This window comes from uncultured Psychrosphaera sp. (assembly GCF_947500655.1).
In the GTDB taxonomy this organism is placed as follows: domain Bacteria; phylum Pseudomonadota; class Gammaproteobacteria; order Enterobacterales; family Alteromonadaceae; genus Psychrosphaera.
Genome location: NZ_CANMSK010000004.1, coordinates 196,462 through 212,237 on the forward strand (window position 1 = coordinate 196,462; position 15,776 = coordinate 212,237).

Annotated in this window: 16 protein-coding genes; 2 read left to right on the forward strand and 14 right to left on the reverse strand. The window is 37.8% G+C overall.

Annotation, left to right across the window (positions count from 1 at the left end; all coding sequences use genetic code 11):
* Positions 1 to 16 precede the first annotated feature (16 nt).
* Together epmA and efp are read right to left on the reverse strand one after the other, a co-directional pair.
* Entirely contained in the window at positions 17 to 1,006 is a 990-nt protein-coding gene (epmA, locus tag Q0940_RS05670) for an elongation factor P--(R)-beta-lysine ligase (RefSeq protein ID WP_299265308.1), read from the reverse strand.
* A gap of 128 nt (positions 1,007 to 1,134) precedes the next feature.
* Positions 1,135 to 1,704 carry an elongation factor P gene (efp, locus tag Q0940_RS05675; RefSeq protein WP_299265310.1) on the reverse strand — a complete coding sequence of 190 codons (570 nt, stop codon included), beginning with the start codon at positions 1,702 to 1,704 and terminating at the stop codon, positions 1,135 to 1,137.
* Positions 1,705 to 1,745: 41 nt separating this feature from the next.
* Between efp and epmB the strand changes: the two genes are divergently transcribed.
* The gene (epmB, locus tag Q0940_RS05680; RefSeq protein ID WP_299265312.1) at positions 1,746 to 2,750 is read left to right on the forward strand and encodes an EF-P beta-lysylation protein EpmB; all 1,005 of its coding nucleotides are present in this window, start codon (positions 1,746 to 1,748) and stop codon (positions 2,748 to 2,750) included.
* Between the two features lie 23 nt (positions 2,751 to 2,773).
* Here epmB and Q0940_RS05685 read toward each other — a convergent pair whose 3' ends face one another.
* A complete protein-coding gene (locus tag Q0940_RS05685; RefSeq protein WP_299265314.1) occupies positions 2,774 to 2,983 on the reverse strand; it encodes a hypothetical protein in 210 nt (69 codons plus the stop codon).
* Between the two features lie 146 nt (positions 2,984 to 3,129).
* On the opposite strand from Q0940_RS05685, the gene priC reads away from it, so the two are divergent.
* Positions 3,130 to 3,444 (forward strand): primosomal replication protein PriC, encoded by a 315-nt coding sequence (gene priC, locus Q0940_RS05690; protein ID WP_299265316.1) that lies wholly within the window; start codon positions 3,130 to 3,132, stop codon positions 3,442 to 3,444.
* A gap of 96 nt (positions 3,445 to 3,540) precedes the next feature.
* On the opposite strand, the gene Q0940_RS05695 is transcribed toward priC, so the two are convergent.
* From Q0940_RS05695 to mutL, 11 genes are all read right to left on the reverse strand, one after another.
* Entirely contained in the window at positions 3,541 to 4,332 is a 792-nt protein-coding gene (locus Q0940_RS05695) for a tetratricopeptide repeat protein (RefSeq protein WP_299265318.1), read from the reverse strand.
* Between the two features lie 85 nt (positions 4,333 to 4,417).
* Positions 4,418 to 5,767: a S41 family peptidase gene (locus Q0940_RS05700; protein ID WP_299265320.1), complete on the reverse strand. Its 1,350-nt coding sequence runs from the start codon at positions 5,765 to 5,767 to the stop codon at positions 4,418 to 4,420.
* 229 nt (positions 5,768 to 5,996) lie between these two features.
* Complete coding sequence (locus Q0940_RS05705; RefSeq protein WP_299265322.1) at positions 5,997 to 7,298, reverse strand: adenylosuccinate synthase; 1,302 nt, start codon at positions 7,296 to 7,298, stop codon at positions 5,997 to 5,999.
* 215 nt (positions 7,299 to 7,513) lie between these two features.
* Positions 7,514 to 7,690: a DUF2065 domain-containing protein gene (locus Q0940_RS05710; protein WP_299265325.1), complete on the reverse strand. Its 177-nt coding sequence runs from the start codon at positions 7,688 to 7,690 to the stop codon at positions 7,514 to 7,516.
* A gap of 2 nt (positions 7,691 to 7,692) precedes the next feature.
* Positions 7,693 to 8,847 (reverse strand): aminotransferase class V-fold PLP-dependent enzyme, encoded by a 1,155-nt coding sequence (locus Q0940_RS05715; protein WP_299265326.1) that lies wholly within the window; start codon positions 8,845 to 8,847, stop codon positions 7,693 to 7,695.
* A 153-nt stretch (positions 8,848 to 9,000) separates the two neighbouring features.
* Positions 9,001 to 9,876, reverse strand: a complete 876-nt coding sequence (hflC, locus tag Q0940_RS05720) for a protease modulator HflC (RefSeq protein ID WP_299265328.1) — start codon at positions 9,874 to 9,876, stop codon at positions 9,001 to 9,003.
* A gap of 2 nt (positions 9,877 to 9,878) precedes the next feature.
* Positions 9,879 to 11,045, reverse strand: coding sequence for an FtsH protease activity modulator HflK (gene hflK / locus Q0940_RS05725; RefSeq protein WP_299265332.1), 1,167 nt, complete (start codon positions 11,043 to 11,045; stop codon positions 9,879 to 9,881).
* A 100-nt stretch (positions 11,046 to 11,145) separates the two neighbouring features.
* On the reverse strand, positions 11,146 to 12,435 hold the full coding sequence (gene hflX, locus Q0940_RS05730; protein ID WP_299265335.1) for a ribosome rescue GTPase HflX: 1,290 nt from the start codon (positions 12,433 to 12,435) through the stop codon (positions 11,146 to 11,148).
* A 95-nt stretch (positions 12,436 to 12,530) separates the two neighbouring features.
* Positions 12,531 to 12,779: an RNA chaperone Hfq gene (hfq, locus tag Q0940_RS05735; protein ID WP_105051560.1), complete on the reverse strand. Its 249-nt coding sequence runs from the start codon at positions 12,777 to 12,779 to the stop codon at positions 12,531 to 12,533.
* Positions 12,780 to 12,849: 70 nt separating this feature from the next.
* On the reverse strand, positions 12,850 to 13,785 hold the full coding sequence (gene miaA / locus Q0940_RS05740; protein ID WP_299265340.1) for a tRNA (adenosine(37)-N6)-dimethylallyltransferase MiaA: 936 nt from the start codon (positions 13,783 to 13,785) through the stop codon (positions 12,850 to 12,852).
* A gap of 38 nt (positions 13,786 to 13,823) precedes the next feature.
* Positions 13,824 to 15,770 (reverse strand): DNA mismatch repair endonuclease MutL, encoded by a 1,947-nt coding sequence (mutL, locus tag Q0940_RS05745; protein ID WP_299265344.1) that lies wholly within the window; start codon positions 15,768 to 15,770, stop codon positions 13,824 to 13,826.
* Between the last annotated feature and the right edge of the window lie 6 nt (positions 15,771 to 15,776).

Below are 15,776 nucleotides of genomic sequence, written 5' to 3' on the forward strand. Positions count from 1 at the left end.
ACATATTTGCCAACGTTTACGCCCTGCTCACATCAAATGCGATGGCTTGGTTAATATGCGTTAAATTCTGTTTGAGCATAAACAAGCGATCAATTCCCACAGCAACACCTGCACAATCAGGTAAACCATTTTCAAGCGCCGCTAGCAAATTACTGTCTATTGGCTTTTTGGTTAATCCAGCTTGTACTCTTAACTCGTTGTCGGCGTTAAATCTGCGTAACTGCTCTTGATGATCTTGTAGTTCATAAAAACCATTTGCCAGCTCAACACCTTGATAATACAGCTCGAATCTATGTGCTACACGTGAGTCACTTTGGCATACTTTTGCTAAAGAAGCTTGAGACGCAGGAAAGTCATACACAAAACATGGAGTCCAATCGTCGCTTGAGTTTTCTCCTGTACCAGATCCTAAGCAAGGCTCTATCTTCATGCTAAACAACCATTGCAATAAAGTATCAGGGTTTGTCTCTTGTTGTAGCCACTCATCGTCTGAGTGTTGGCTCACAATGGCTTTTAATTCAGTCAACTCGGTAGTTAAAGGATCAAAGTCTAAGTAGTCGATAAATGCTTGTTGGTAACTCAAATACGCTGCAGGCTTTGCGTTTATAGTAAATTGCAGTAACTCATCTAATTCTGCCATTAGCTTTTTGTCATCAAAGTTAGGCCGATACCATTCAAGCATGGTGAATTCTGGGTTATGAAAACGTCCTGCGCTTTCATGGCGGAACGCTTTAGTGATTTGGAAAATAGCACCACTGTCTGCAGCTAATAAACGTTTCATGGCAAACTCTGGCGAGGTTTGTAAAAAAAGAGATTTTTGCTTGCCTGTTACGTCAAAGTTAAATTGGGTATCAAACGCATCTAAGTGCAAGTCAGTCACTGTGTTGTTACTCAGCAGCGGTGTTTCTACTTCCCACACATCTTTACTCGCAAAAAATTGCCTAATGGCCGCAAGAAAATGAGAACGAGCTTTTAACGTTGAAATTGATGCTGAAGGTTGCCACATGTCATTCTATTCCAAATTAAGCATTAAAAACGCTTGAAAAAAACAGGGAGAGTATTTACTAAAAAGCCCGACATCGTCAGGCTTTTTTATCACTCTAGTCACCATAAAACAGTGATTGTCGTTAACAATTATTTTTGTACACGACCAACATAATCACCAGTACGAGTATCAACGCGTATTACTTCACCTGTTTGCACAAACAAAGGAACACGAACAACTGCGCCAGTTGATAATGTAGCAGGTTTACCACCCGTTCCAGCAGTATCGCCTTTCAAGCCAGGATCTGTTTCTGTAATTTCTAACTCTACAAAGTTTGGAGGCGTAACCGCTATTGGGTTATTATTCCATAGTGTTAGAGTACAAACGTCGTTTTCAACTAACCATTTGATAGAATCTACAACTGCTTTTTCGTCGGCAGCTACTTGTTCAAATGTTTCGTTGTTCATGAAATGCCAGAATTCGCCATCGTTATATAAATAAGCTAGTTCGATATCCATAACGTCAGCGCCTTCAACAGATTCGCCAGACTTAAACGTTTTCTCGATTACTTTACCACTAACAAGTTTACGAATTTTTACACGGTTAAAGGCTTGGCCTTTTCCCGGTTTTACATTTTCATTCTCAAGAATGTTACAAGGCTCGCCGTCTATCATTAACTTAAGACCGGCTTTAAATTGGTTGGTGCTAAATGTTGCCATTTCGCCCTCTAAAAATAATTAATATTATGTAAGTGACCCGAATGATACATCAAGCTAACGTCCGTGTTGAGTCCCAATGGCAAAAAGAATTAAAACAAAGTTTCACTAAGCCTGAACTTTTGCTCGATCATCTTGGGTTTAATCCTGCTGATTTTAGCCAAGACATTGAGGCGCGCTCGTTATTCAACATGCGTGTGCCTGTGCATTTTGCCAATTTAATCCAGAAAAAAAACATTAACGATCCGTTATTCAAACAGATATTTCCAAGCCAAGCTGAGTTTGAATCCTCCCCCGAGTACGTTACTGACCCTTTGTTGGAACAAAATAATACAACGCCTGGGTTATTGCATAAATACAAAAGCCGGGTGTTGATCATATTTAAAGGAGGTTGTGCGGTGAATTGTCGTTATTGCTTCCGCCGTCATTTTCCGTATGCGGACAATTCTGTTAATAAAAAACAACTGTTAACGCATTTAGAATATATAAAACAACATCCTGAAATAAATGAAGTCATTTTAAGTGGTGGCGATCCGCTTATGGCAGACGACAAGGCGATAGAATGGTTTTTAACACATGTGGGTGATATAAAACATGTTACACGCGTACGCATTCATACACGCCTTCCTGTTGTTATTCCAAGCCGTATTACTGATGACTTGTTAGCCATATTTAATACAGCGAGTTTCAAAGTGCTTATGGTGATGCATATTAACCATGAGAATGAGATCAGCGACGAGTTAAAAGCTGTTTGTAAAAAATTAAAGCAGGCTAATGTGACTTTGCTTAATCAGGCTGTTTTATTAAAAGAGGTGAATGACACCTTAACGGCGCAAGTAAATTTAAGTGAGTCGTTATTTGCAGCTGACATACTGCCTTATTATTTACATTTGTTGGATAAAGTAAGTGGAGCCATGCATTTTGATATTGCAGAAATTCAAGCAAAACAATTATACAGCGAAATGTTGGCAGAGCTGCCGGGATTTTTAATGCCTAAATTGGTGCGAGAAATAGGGGGAGAGCGGAGTAAAACTCCAATCCTCCCCTAAACTCAAGGTCAAATTAATATTAATTAAACACTAATATTAATGTTTTGACCTATAACGCCACCAGTACTTCCAACAGGGCTAGAGCTTGAAACTTGTGCTGTTGACGATAATAGCGCCAATGCAGCTTGTCCTTCCATCTCTTGTGCGCCTTTTGATAGGTTGGCCGCTAGTGCTTCCCCGCCTTGCATTGCGCTTGAGGTAACTTGTCCTGTACTTGAAGGTGATATTTGCATAACACGCCTCCTATATTTAAAAATTGGACTTTGTATTTATCTAAAGTAATACAGAATCAAACCGATTCAAACAATGAATAGGTTAATTCGGTAAAGTTAAGGTAAAATACCCCATCAGTTTATCGGACAAAATTCAGAGATCTTAAGTGGAAAATATATTAAACAGTTTAGAAGAAAATCTAAAAGAGCTATATCGTAAAGCAATCGATGCAGACAAACGATTAAACGACTTGAAAAAAAATGGCCAAGGTAAGTTTGGTGCAATATTCAAAGACACTGAGTTATTTGATGCCCAGTCCGACAAATTTATGCCATATTTGGAAGAAACCGCAGAACAGATATTAAACCTTAAAAATTCAGAGAAAGATGCAGCTAGCTCAAAAAATGAAATTGAAAGCATAGTGAAAAAATTACATTTATTACACAAAACATTAGCTGAGCTAAAAACTGCGTTGAAGTAACAAGTTGTAAGTTAGCTGGTTCAAAAACCGGCTTAAAAGAATTTTAATATTGACTAGAAATTGCAAAGTAGCATTGGCTTTTACTGCAAAGTAAAGTTAATACGCTTTGCGCTTTGCTTTTTTAACCAACTTTGGACTCATACGTTGCGCTAGTTTAGCTAGTAAGTCTGCTGCTTCTGCATGTTGTTTTTGATCGGCAATAATGGCGTGATGTAACCAACGATATGAATTTTCAAAATCATACGGACTGCCAATATCGTCTAAATTCATTTGTACTAAATTAAGCTGTGCGCTTAAGTTCCCCAAAGATGCAGCTCGGTAAATCAAAAGATATGCTTTTTCTTGGTCTTTTTGTACAAAGCGCCCAACTTGGTAATAACGACCAAGTTGTTCAATAGCTGGGATTAATCCTTGCTCAGAAGATTTTCTAATATAAAAAATACCAAGCTCTGCGTTTCGTTCAAAACACACGCCCCACGCTAGCATGTCACCATATAGAAACTGATATGCAGGAATTTTTAATTTTACCGCTCTGTCAACAATATCGCGATTTAGTTGGCAACGATCGTCTTTTACTCGTTCTAAATGTTTATTGTTTTTGATCAGGTCGAGTAGTTCATCTTGTGAGTAAATTTGTACAGCTTGTAGTATTTCATTGCTAGCGGTTTCACTTTTTACCATTTCATCAGTGGCTTTATCTTTAGCTGCTGAGTCTTTTGCCACTTGCCCTTCGACAACTGGATCTTTAGCTGATTTATCTGTCACCTTTTTATCGACAACGGGCTCATCATTGAAGAAGCTCTCAGTAACTGAGCGTTCATTAGAAAGCGCTTCACTAGCAAAGCTAACGAAAGGTAAAACGAGTAACATGATTAAAAAGGCTTTCATTCAATATCCTAGAATTTATATACTTGCTTGTTTACTACAGTTTGTAACTATTGATAATTAACAAGCAAGTACTACGCCATAAGACCTACAAGGCATTTTTTCTTAGCATTGAATCTTTTATCGAAATACTTTTACGTACTTGTTTTTGACTTGATAACTTAGACGATGTAGCTGCAACGCTACATTGATCATTTGCTAAATAGCTTAACCCTTCATTTAACATAGAGTCGCTATCATCGCCCCAATCTCCAGTGACCACATCATCCACAGAGCAATCGGCTGGTAATCCGTCAAAATAATCACCAAAGCCTACAGCATTTTCTGTTTGAAAATTAATAGCGAAGATAACATGATCACAAAGTAGCTCAGGGCTCATACCAATAGGCTTACCACAGGTAGTATCACCAATAACAGTAACATCAATAAATGGTGACAGTGAGTTAATAACCAATTCACTGGAAGAGCAAGTTCCTTCCGTTGTTAATACCACTAGGCGGTCTAAATTAAGTTGTTCAATCCCCTCACCTAATGAAAAATAAACATCTGAGTTTTGATTACTTTGATTTTCATTGTAGTTAAAGGTAACAAATAATTCATCTTCAACATTATCACCGGCAATTTGAGTGCTTAATTGATTGGCCGTTGTTATAACTCCACCGCCGTTATAACGTAAATCTAAGATCATCTCATCAACACCGTCGGTTTTAAATTTATCAAACGCGGTATTAAATTCATCTTGAGAACTTTCTTTAAAAGAGTCAAAAACCATATAGGCAACTTTTTTATCTTCTCCACCAATGGTTAGCTCTTTTGTTTCTGTCGCCATAACAGTATTGGCAGCAATAGATCCTTTGGAAAAATCGGCAACCACTTCAGTACCGCTTGGCTTTTCAAATGTAACGGTAACTGTATAGCCATCTTCATTTGGCCCAAACTGCTCTGTCCAGGTTGTTGTCCCTGCATTTATTTGAGCAATTAAATCAGAAACTAAAGCATCACCAACCTTTGTAATAATATCGCCCCGTCTTAAACCATTTTGTGCCGCAGAGCCTTCATCAAATACATATAAAATTCTTAACCCAGTCTCATCTTCCGTCACTTGATGGCCAAAACCATAACCAAAAAATACTGAATTTGCATAGTCTTCATATTCTTTATAGGTTAATACAAAGCTAAAATGGTCTTTTTCATTACGTAAACCATATAGAGCCTCACTTAAAGAATCATAAGCATCAGGGTTAAAACTCTCTGGTAGCTCTTCATTCCATAAGTATTTCTCTTGCATCAGTTCAAATAATTGATTATTCGCATCAGAAACACTGCAAGACCCATTAAGACTATCGTTGACTGCAGACCCAACATCCAAGCTTGGTCCAGAGCATGAAATTGAAGAGAGGGCTGTAATGGCTAGTAAAAAACGTTTTGAGGTATTCAAAGTAAATCCCTTTAGATATATGTCTAATACCAATTGAATCAATGAATTAGTTATTCATTAATTCAATTGGTATAAATAGTAAAAATTCATTTCAATACCATAATCTAAAACTTTTAGACTTTCCAGAGTTGATATAGTTATTTTAGGCACAAAAAAACCGTCCTAGGACGGTTTTTTAATTTATTGAGTTGAGACTATCAAATAGCTGTAAACAATTGAGCTTAATTTTTTATTTAGCATCAAATGGATTGCGAACAATCATAGTTTCGTTTCTGTCAGGACCTGTTGAGATAAGATCCATTGGAAGGCCTGTTATCTCTTCTAAACGTTTAATATAGTTTTGAGCAGCTTGAGGTAACGCATCAAATGACGTTACACCATATGAGTTCTCTGACCAACCAGGCATGCTTTCGTATAAAGGAATAGCAGTTTCGTACCCTTCCGCAGCCATTGGAGGAACATCAACAATAGTTCCATCTACCAACTTGTAGCCAGTACAGATTTTAATTTCTTCTAGCCCATCTAATACGTCTAGTTTAGTTAAGCAGAAACCTGTAATTGAATTAAGTTGTACAGCACGTTTCATTGCAACAGCATCAAACCAACCACAACGACGTTCACGTCCAGTTGTTGCGCCAAACTCATGACCTTTAGTACCTAGGTGGTTACCAACTTCACAAGAAAGCTCAGTTGGGAAAGGACCAGAACCAACACGAGTTGTGTAAGCTTTTACAATACCTAGTACATAATCTAAATGACATGGACCAAAACCAGCACCAGTAGCAACGCCACCGGCTGTTGTATTTGAAGAAGTTACATAAGGGTATGTACCGTGGTCGATATCAAGTAATGTACCTTGAGCACCTTCAAACAAGATAGACTCACCAGCAATACGTGCTTTATCTAACATGTCAGTAACATCTACAACCATTGCTTTTAATATGTCAGCAACCGCCATTGCTTCTTCAAGCGTTTTATCAAAATCAACAGCGTCAACTTTGTAATAATTCACTAAAGTGAAGTTATGGTATTCCAATACTTCTTTCAATTTTTCTTTAAATAATTCTGGGTTGAATAAATCACCAACACGTAAACCACGACGAGCAACCTTGTCTTCGTACGCAGGACCGATACCGCGACCAGTTGTGCCGATTGCTTTTGAACCGCGAGCAAGCTCACGAGCTTGGTCTAGTGCAATATGGTAAGGAAGTATTAATGGACAAGCTTCTGAGATCAACAAACGTTCTTTAGCAGGAACGCCTCTTTTTTCTAACATGCCGATTTCTGTCATTAACGCCTCTGGTGATAAAACAACACCATTACCGATAATGCATTTAACACCTTCGCGTAAAATACCTGATGGGATTAGGTGTAATACTGTTTTTTCACCGTCGATAACTAAAGTATGGCCAGCATTGTGACCACCTTGATAACGCACAACATATGATGCTTTATCAGTTAATAGATCTACAATTTTACCTTTACCTTCGTCACCCCATTGGGTTCCTAAAACAACTACGTTCTTGCCCATTACATTTCCACTCAGAAAAAATTAGGCGGGGATTCTACCAAAAATATCAGAAGAAGATCACACGATTTTTTTTAATTCACTGCGAGAAGTAAGTATCACTATGATATATAAGGATAATTTATTTTAAAATAAAATATAACAAGGTAGTTATTTACCCGTACGAGCTAGGTTTTACTTTACAAAGTGATGTTATAACCATCACTTTGATTAAACTTTTATCTGAAAAATAACAATAAAGCACCCAAAGTAAATAACACACCACCGACTATGCGAATGGTAGAAATAGGTTCTAATGCCAATTTCTGCACATAGTTGTGCCATTGCTTTGGAAATAATAAAGGCATCATTCCCTCAACAATAAGTACAAATCCAATAATCGTAAGCCAGTCCATAATTACCCCTGTGCCAAGCAGTTGAGATCGTATTGTTGCGGATTGTGATAAATCGCAAAACCAAAACGCAATCTGTCACCTCTAAAATCGGTTTTGATACCATGAGTATCTAATTTTTTTGCTAATTCAACCACATCGTCCTCCGCTAATTTAAATGTCAAAAAATGACCGTGAGCGCTGTTTGGGGTTAATAAATTAGACCTGTTGAGTAACGGATGATTTAGTTTATCAATGTGCTGTAAAAATACTTGCTGACAATTCTCTACGTACTGATGAATAACCTCAACACTTAATCCTTCTTGTTCAAACAAGGTTAAACTAGCGTGCAGGCGGTACATAGCAGTGTAATCTATGGTTGCCCCAGCAAACTGCTGTCCATTTTTTGCATAGCCGACATGGCCTTCTTGTCTTTGATGTAAATCACCAAATTCAGCAAACCAGCCAGTATATATTGGTTGATAGTCACCGTCTGGCACAACAGCAAAGCATGCACCTTCACCACCTTGGGCATATTTGTAACTTCCGGCTAAATAAAACACTTGTTGTTCAAGTTCAGACAAGTCCGTTGGTATAGCAAAAAATCCATGGTAACCGTCAATGGTGATCAAAGGTTTGGTCGGTAGTTTTTTTACAAAATCCGTTAAATTGTTAATGGCGTAGCCTGAGTTAAAAAATACCTGACTTACAAATATCCAATCATAGCCCCCTTCATTCGCCGCAGCGGTGAACCTTTGTTCAAAAGTAGCAAATGGCTCAGTCGCAATCCGTGTAATTTCAACTAAACCAGCTTGATCTAAGCGCTCAGATTGTCTTTGGAACGAATAAAACTCACTATCGGTTGTGAGTATTTTAATTTTTTTATTTGGGTCAAAACTAGAATATATTCTGTACAACAATTCATGTGTATTGGGTGCGAAAACAATACGTTCTGATGAAGTTAAGTTTAATGCCTTGGCAATTAACTTTTGTGTTGCGGGTAATTTATTAGCAAAAATATATTCCCACTTTTCATCAACCATATTAGCCGTGTCATCCCAATAGTCCAACATGGCTTGGCGAGTCACATCTGGCCAATAGTGATGACTATGACACGCAAAGTGTTGAACATTAGGGCGAGCCGCTAGAAACTGTTTGTATAAATGTTGATAAGTAGCCATGACAGAACCATTGATATGAAGGGATTAATACCAATTGTATTAATGAATTGGTATAACTCATGCTATTAAACTACCCAGTTATTAACATTCAGGCAATAAAAAAGGCCCTGTTATTTTATAACAGGGCCTTATTAAATTACATCTTTGTAACGATTACTTACCTGATGTCGACTTCATGTATTTAAAGAAGTCATTATCTGGTTCAACAATCATAATATCGTTTTTGCTGTTAAAGCTGTTTTTATACGCTTCTAAACTACGTACAAAAGCAAAAAACTCTGGGTTTTTATTAAATGCTTTTGCATATAACTGAGCAGCAGTTGCTTCACCACCACCACGTAATATTTGAGCTTCACGTTCAGCTTCAGCTAGCATAACTGTAATTTTAGCGTCTATGTCTGCACGTAAAATTTCAGCTCGCTCTTTACCTTCTGAACGATGTTTCTTAGCTACTTTTAAGCGTTCTGTACGCATACGTTCAAATATAAACTTACTCACCTCTAGTGGTAAATTAATTTGTTTAACACGTACGTCTAATACTTCAATACCTAAGTCACTTGTGCTTTTTGCAGCTTCAATTGCTTGTTGCATTAGCTCTTCACGTTCACCAGAGACGATCTCTTTGATAGTACGAGTACCAAACTCAGTTCTTAAAGCATTGTTTACTTTCTGCTTTAATAATTGTTCAGCTTGTGATTTTAAGTTACCTGTTGATAGGTAGTAAGTAGCGAAATCTGATATACGCCATTTAATAAACGAATCAACAATTAAGTCTTTTTTCTCTGCAGTAACAAAACGGTCAGCTGAATCATCTAACGTTTGTAGACGAGCATCCAACACTCTTACTTTTTCAACAAAAGGTAATTTAAAATGTAAACCTGGCTTATAAACAACAGCTTGTTCTGCACTGTCACGCTTTACTTTACCAAATTGAATAACGATCCCACGCTCACCTTCCTTCACTACAAATAATGAAGAAAATGATAATAAGCCAAGTAAAACTAAGGTAATAATACTAAAATTTTTCATGCTTAGTTTCTCCCGTCGTTGAATCGGTCAGAACGCGAACTTGAGTTTGTTGTGCTTTGAGTAGGTTGAGTTGTATTACCTGAACCTGTGTTGTAATTAACATTTTCTCTTGTACCACTCGCGTTTGTATTAGTTTGCTGCTTCTGCTGCTGCATTATTTTATCCAACGGAAGATACATCATGTTGCCACTACCGGTAGTGTTAACAATGATTTTTGTTGTATTAGAATAAACTTGTTCCATTGTTTCTAAATATAAACGGTCTTTCGTTACTTTAGGCGCCAGTTTATATTCAGGTAATAATTGTTCAAACTTAGAAACTTGACCTTGTGCAGCCAAAATTTTACCTTGTTTATAAGCTGTCGCTTCCTGAACCATACGATTCACTTGGCCACGAGCTGCAGGTTCAACTTCACTTTCGTAAGCTTTTGCTTCATTAACAAAACGAACTTCATCTTCCTGTGCCGCAATCGCGTCATCAAATGCATCTTTTACTTCTTCAGGAGGACGAGCGTCTTTAAAGTTAACGTCGACTATGATTAAGCCAAGGTTATAAGACTTGATGATCCCGTCTAGTTCACGCCATGTATCTTGACGAACAACTTCACGACCAGAGGTTAAGATATCATCCATTTTTGAATGACCAACAACCATACGCAAAGCACTATCAGTTGCTTGACGTAAGCTGTTTTCTGGATTTGGCGTAGAGAACAAGTAATTACGTGGATTGACAACTTTATACTGCACTTCCATTTCAACACGTACTACATTTTCATCTTTAGTCAGCATAAAGCCTGACGATGGTAGAGTTCTAACAGTTTGAATATTTACTGGATAAACTTCTTGGATAAATGTCCATTTAAATTGGATACCAGGTTCTTCTAACGAAGAATACTCACCAAAAGTCAAAACCACACCGCGCTCGGCTTCTTTTAATGTATAAATACCTGAGATAACCCATATTAAAAAAGCAGCAACTAATACTAATATAATACCAATTGAACCCGACGATTTCTTACCTGACCCTGATGGTTTACCACCACCAAACATGCCATTAAAACGTTTACCTAAATCTTTAAACAACTCATCCAAATCAGGTGGTCCCTGATCTTTACCGCGATTCTTCCACGGGTCGTTGTCGTTGTTATTTCCCGGTTCGTTCCAGGCCATAAATTGCTCCAATCTATATCTAAAGTTTCTGTTCGTTAATTTAACAAAAGTGCCAAAATAACGCTATGTAATCTATGAAAAATTAATAACTTTACTGTATCTAGTGCTGAACACGCCATTTTTCAATGCCGTACCCCAGTTGTTTTTTAATTTTCTGCTCATCGACCAAGGAAATTCGGACATGTGTTAGCCAATTCCCCTCATCATTAATCTTTTCATCTAGCACTGCATTTAACTGATACAAACTAGCACGTAATTTGCCTTCTGTTGCAGGTAACATTAAATTCATTTCAACCATAGCTAAACCAAGTATTTCAGAAATAGCTTGTTTAACTAACTCCATACCTTGTTTATCTTGCGCTGAGCACCAAACAGCAATAGGTAAACCTTCATCATTGCGTTCAATATGCGGCTTAATTCCATCTAATAAATCGATTTTATTAAATATTAATAACTGGGTTACATCGTCAGCTTCGATTTCTTTTAATACTTCATGCACTTGTTCCATGTTGTCAGCGCGACGAACATCAGCAGCATCCACAACATGTAATTGTAAATCAGCTTCCCGGGTTTCAATAAGTGTTGCTTTAAAAGCCGCCACAAGATCATGTGGTAAATGACGAATAAAACCAACCGTATCGGCTAAAATGGTTTCGCCAACATCGACAATATCGATTTTTCTTAATGTGGGATCAAGAGTCGCAAATAACTGATCCGCCGCATAAACATCAGCATCGGTTATTGCATTAAATAACGTGGATTTCCCCGCATTGGTGTAACCAACCAAAGAAACCGTTGGAACCTCTGCTTTTTTGCGAGAACGACGGCCTTGCTCACGTTGTTTAGACACTTTTTCTAAACGTCCTAAAATGTGGCTAATTCTGGCGCGTAATAATCGGCGGTCGGTTTCTAATTGAGTTTCACCCGGACCACGTAAACCTATTCCGCCTTTTTGACGTTCTAAGTGAGTCCATCCTCGAATAAGGCGAGTGGAAATATGTTTCAACTGGGCAAGCTCTACCTGTAGCTTACCTTCATGGGTTCTAGCTCTTTGTGCAAAGATATCCAGTATTAAACCCGTTCGGTTTAGTACTCGACATTGCAATAAGGCTTCTAAATTTCTTTCTTGGGAAGGAGATAACGAATGATTAAAAATCACAATATCAGCATTTTCAAGTTTCACAGCGTCTGCAATTTCTTGGGCTTTACCTGTACCAACATAATACTTTGCATCGGGATTTTTTCTGGTTGTGGTGATCACAGACAAAGCTGTAACACCGGCAGAGGAAACCAACAAACCTAACTCTTCTAAGTCTTCTCTGTCATTTTCGTCAGAGAAATTGACGTGAACTAATATCGCTCGTTCACCGCCTTCATGTCTATCAAACAATACCGTGTCCTAGTTATTTATAACAACGCAAAAAAGGAAATACACATTGCGTATTCCCTTTTTATATTAATCGTAATATTTATAACAAATATCGATTATTCAGTTTCGTCTGCACCAGCTTGATAATGCGGATTTGTTTGAAATGGTCTAGCTGGAACTATCGTTGAAATGGCGTGTTTATATACCATTTGGCTCAAAGTATTTTTTAACAAGATCACAAATTGATCAAATGACTCAACTTGTCCTTGCAGCTTAATACCGTTTACTAAATAGATGGAAACTGGAATACGTTCACGACGTAACGCATTCAAAAATGGGTCCTGTAAGGACTGCCCCTTGGCCATGTTTCTTCCCTCTTTTTATTATTTATTGTTATTTTTTTGTTAGAAACTGATAAATTAAATGTCTAACAAGTTAATAGCTTAGCGAGTTTAATATTCGTTGCAAGTTTTCTTTTTCATTACCAATGACTAATTGAGTCATGTCTGGCCAATTTCGCAACCAAGTCAATTGCCTTTTCGCCAATTGGCGTGTGGCAACTACACCTCTGAATATCATTTCTTCATAATCTAATTTGCCGTCCAGATATTCCCACATTTGTCGATAACCAACAGAACGCATTGACGGAAGATCTAAATGTAAATCACCTCTTTTATATAAGGCCTTAACTTCATTTTCAAACCCTGCTTTGAGCATTAAATGAAATCGTTGTTCTATACGCTGATGTAATTTAGTTTTATCTTCACACTGGAAAGCAAATTGTTTGACTGGATAGGGTATCGGCCGCTTTTCTTTTTTCATTAAGTCGGACATTGATTGACCGCTAATTAAAAAGATTTCGTAAGCCCGATTGATCCGTTGTGGGTCATTCGGGTGTATACGTTGCGCCGACTCCGGATCAACTTTTGCCAACTCATCATGAATATAATTCCAGCCATGTTGTTCTGCTAGTTGTTGAATTTCAGCTCTAACTTGTTCTTGAGCTTCTGGTAATTCAGAAATACCTTCAATCAAGGATTTAAAGTACATCATAGTGCCGCCAACTAAAATAGGGGTTTTCCCCTTTTTATAAGCGTTGTCTATTTCCGCTAGAGCATCACGTCTAAAATCAGCAGCTGAATACGTTTGAGCAGGATCTAAAAAGTTAATTAATTTATGAGGATAACGCTCCAACTCTTGCGATGTTGGTTTAGCGGTGCCGATATCCATACCTTTATAAATTAATGCAGAATCAACACTTATGATCTCGCCATTAATTTGATCAGATAATTTCATAGCCAGATCAGTTTTTCCTGATGCCGTTGGCCCCATGATAGTGATCACTGGATTGTTAGCTTGTTGAGCTTGCATAATTTATTCGTTATTTCCTAATGCACATATTAATCGCGTTACCGACTTAGTAAGTATTCAGCATCTAATTTTAATGCGGTGTCTTTTAATTCAGTTATAAAATCAGTTTTTTGAGCCTGTTTCAGCAAAAAGTTGATAACTTGTTGCACTGATGCCAGCTGTGATTTTTGTTCTAAAATATTTGCAACTAATGACTCAGTCGTTAACGCTTGTGCCATAATTCGATTGAAAAACATAGGTAGCGTTTGGCTGTTTTCATTACTACGTAGTACCGCCGGAACTTGTTTTACAATTAAAAATTGTTGATGTAATAACAAATCAAAACCATTAGCCAACAATATATCTAGATGCTGTTTGCACCACAGGGTTTCATCTTCTGTGAGCTTTAATCTGATAGGTACTAGTAGAGGTGTTTGTGTTAAACGCTGCTCACAAGTTAACTCTGAAGCGCCCATTGATGGTTTATAATATTGCTTAACATCAACAAGCCATATTTCTTGTTCAACTTGGCAATAAGCGTACCTGAGCTTTTCTACAAATAATATAGAGAATTTTTCAGCTAAATTATTATTGTTGTCTGTTGATCTTACCGCTTCCGCTGACTGAGGTGCTATATTTTTTCCAGCATGCTCCAATGCTTGATGCATTTGATTAGCAGCAAAGTTACTTTTGGCAACCGCATCTATTCCGGAAGAGCGTGTTGTCTTTACGTTACTATGCAAACCTGAGAACGAATTAACATTTGGTCTTGATTGTCCAAAGCCTCTAGGGTCATGTTTAGTGACTAGTTCAGTTTTTTGAATTTCAGTTTTAGCAACGGCGTCTTGATAATCTTGGTTTGGTTCAGCTAACCAGGTTGGCTTAGCTGTCTTTTTTTCTTGTGTAAAAGTTGGTAAAGCCGAGTCGCCATTAGTTACATCATCGGTTAAAGGCTGTTCTTGCTTTAGCTCTTCAAGGCTAGTCTGGCTGCTCGTTTCAAAGCTGGCTAACGCATCTTTAATGGTTTTAACAATAAGATCATGTAATAAACGTGCATGATGAAACCGTACTTCGTGCTTAGCAGGATGCACATTAACGTCCACTTCATTAGCCGGAAGCTCAATAAAGATAACGTATTCTGGTAATTGTTCAGGATGTAATAGCTGACCGTATGATTGCCTAATCGCATGCTGAATCAACTTATCTCGCATCATTCGGCCATTAACAAAAGAATACTGTGCTGGGTTAACCGATCCACATAACTCTGGAGCTTTAATCCAAACTGCAATATTTACCTGATCGTATTGGCTAGTAAAGACACTCGCTGAGTCGATAAAATTACTGTTGATTACTTCAGCTATACGTTTACTTTTTTGTTCAACTAAGCCTAATTCTGCTGGATGCGCTCGATATTTCCGCACTACTTTTTGATTATGCTTCAAAATAAAATTAACATCAGGGCGACTAAGTGCAATACGTTTGATCAGCGTTTCAATATGATTAAATTCTGTTTTCTCTGCACGTAAAAATTTTCTTCTAGCGGGAGTATTAAAAAACAGATCTACAACATCGACACTTGTACCATCAGGATGAGCCGCAGGTTTAATGTCGACATCCATCGACAGCCCTTCTGCGATTGCACTCCAAGCTTCATTTTGGTCAGCGGGTTTAGATGTCATGGTTAAGCGGGAAACTGAACTAATACTTGCTAAAGCTTCACCACGAAATCCTAGACTCACAATGGCTTCTAAGTCATCTATATTGGCAATTTTACTGGTAGCGTGGCGGGACAAAGCTAAGGTTAGTTGTTCTTTATCAATTCCCTTACCGTTATCGCGGATCAAAATACGTTTATGGCCACCGCGTTCAATGTCTATTTCAACTTTGCTCGCACCAGCGTCCAACGCATTTTCTACTAATTCTTTTACAACTGAGGCTGGGCGTTCAACAACTTCACCCGCGGCAATTTGATTTGCCAATTGCGGAGGCAATTTTTTAATTGTCATAACAAT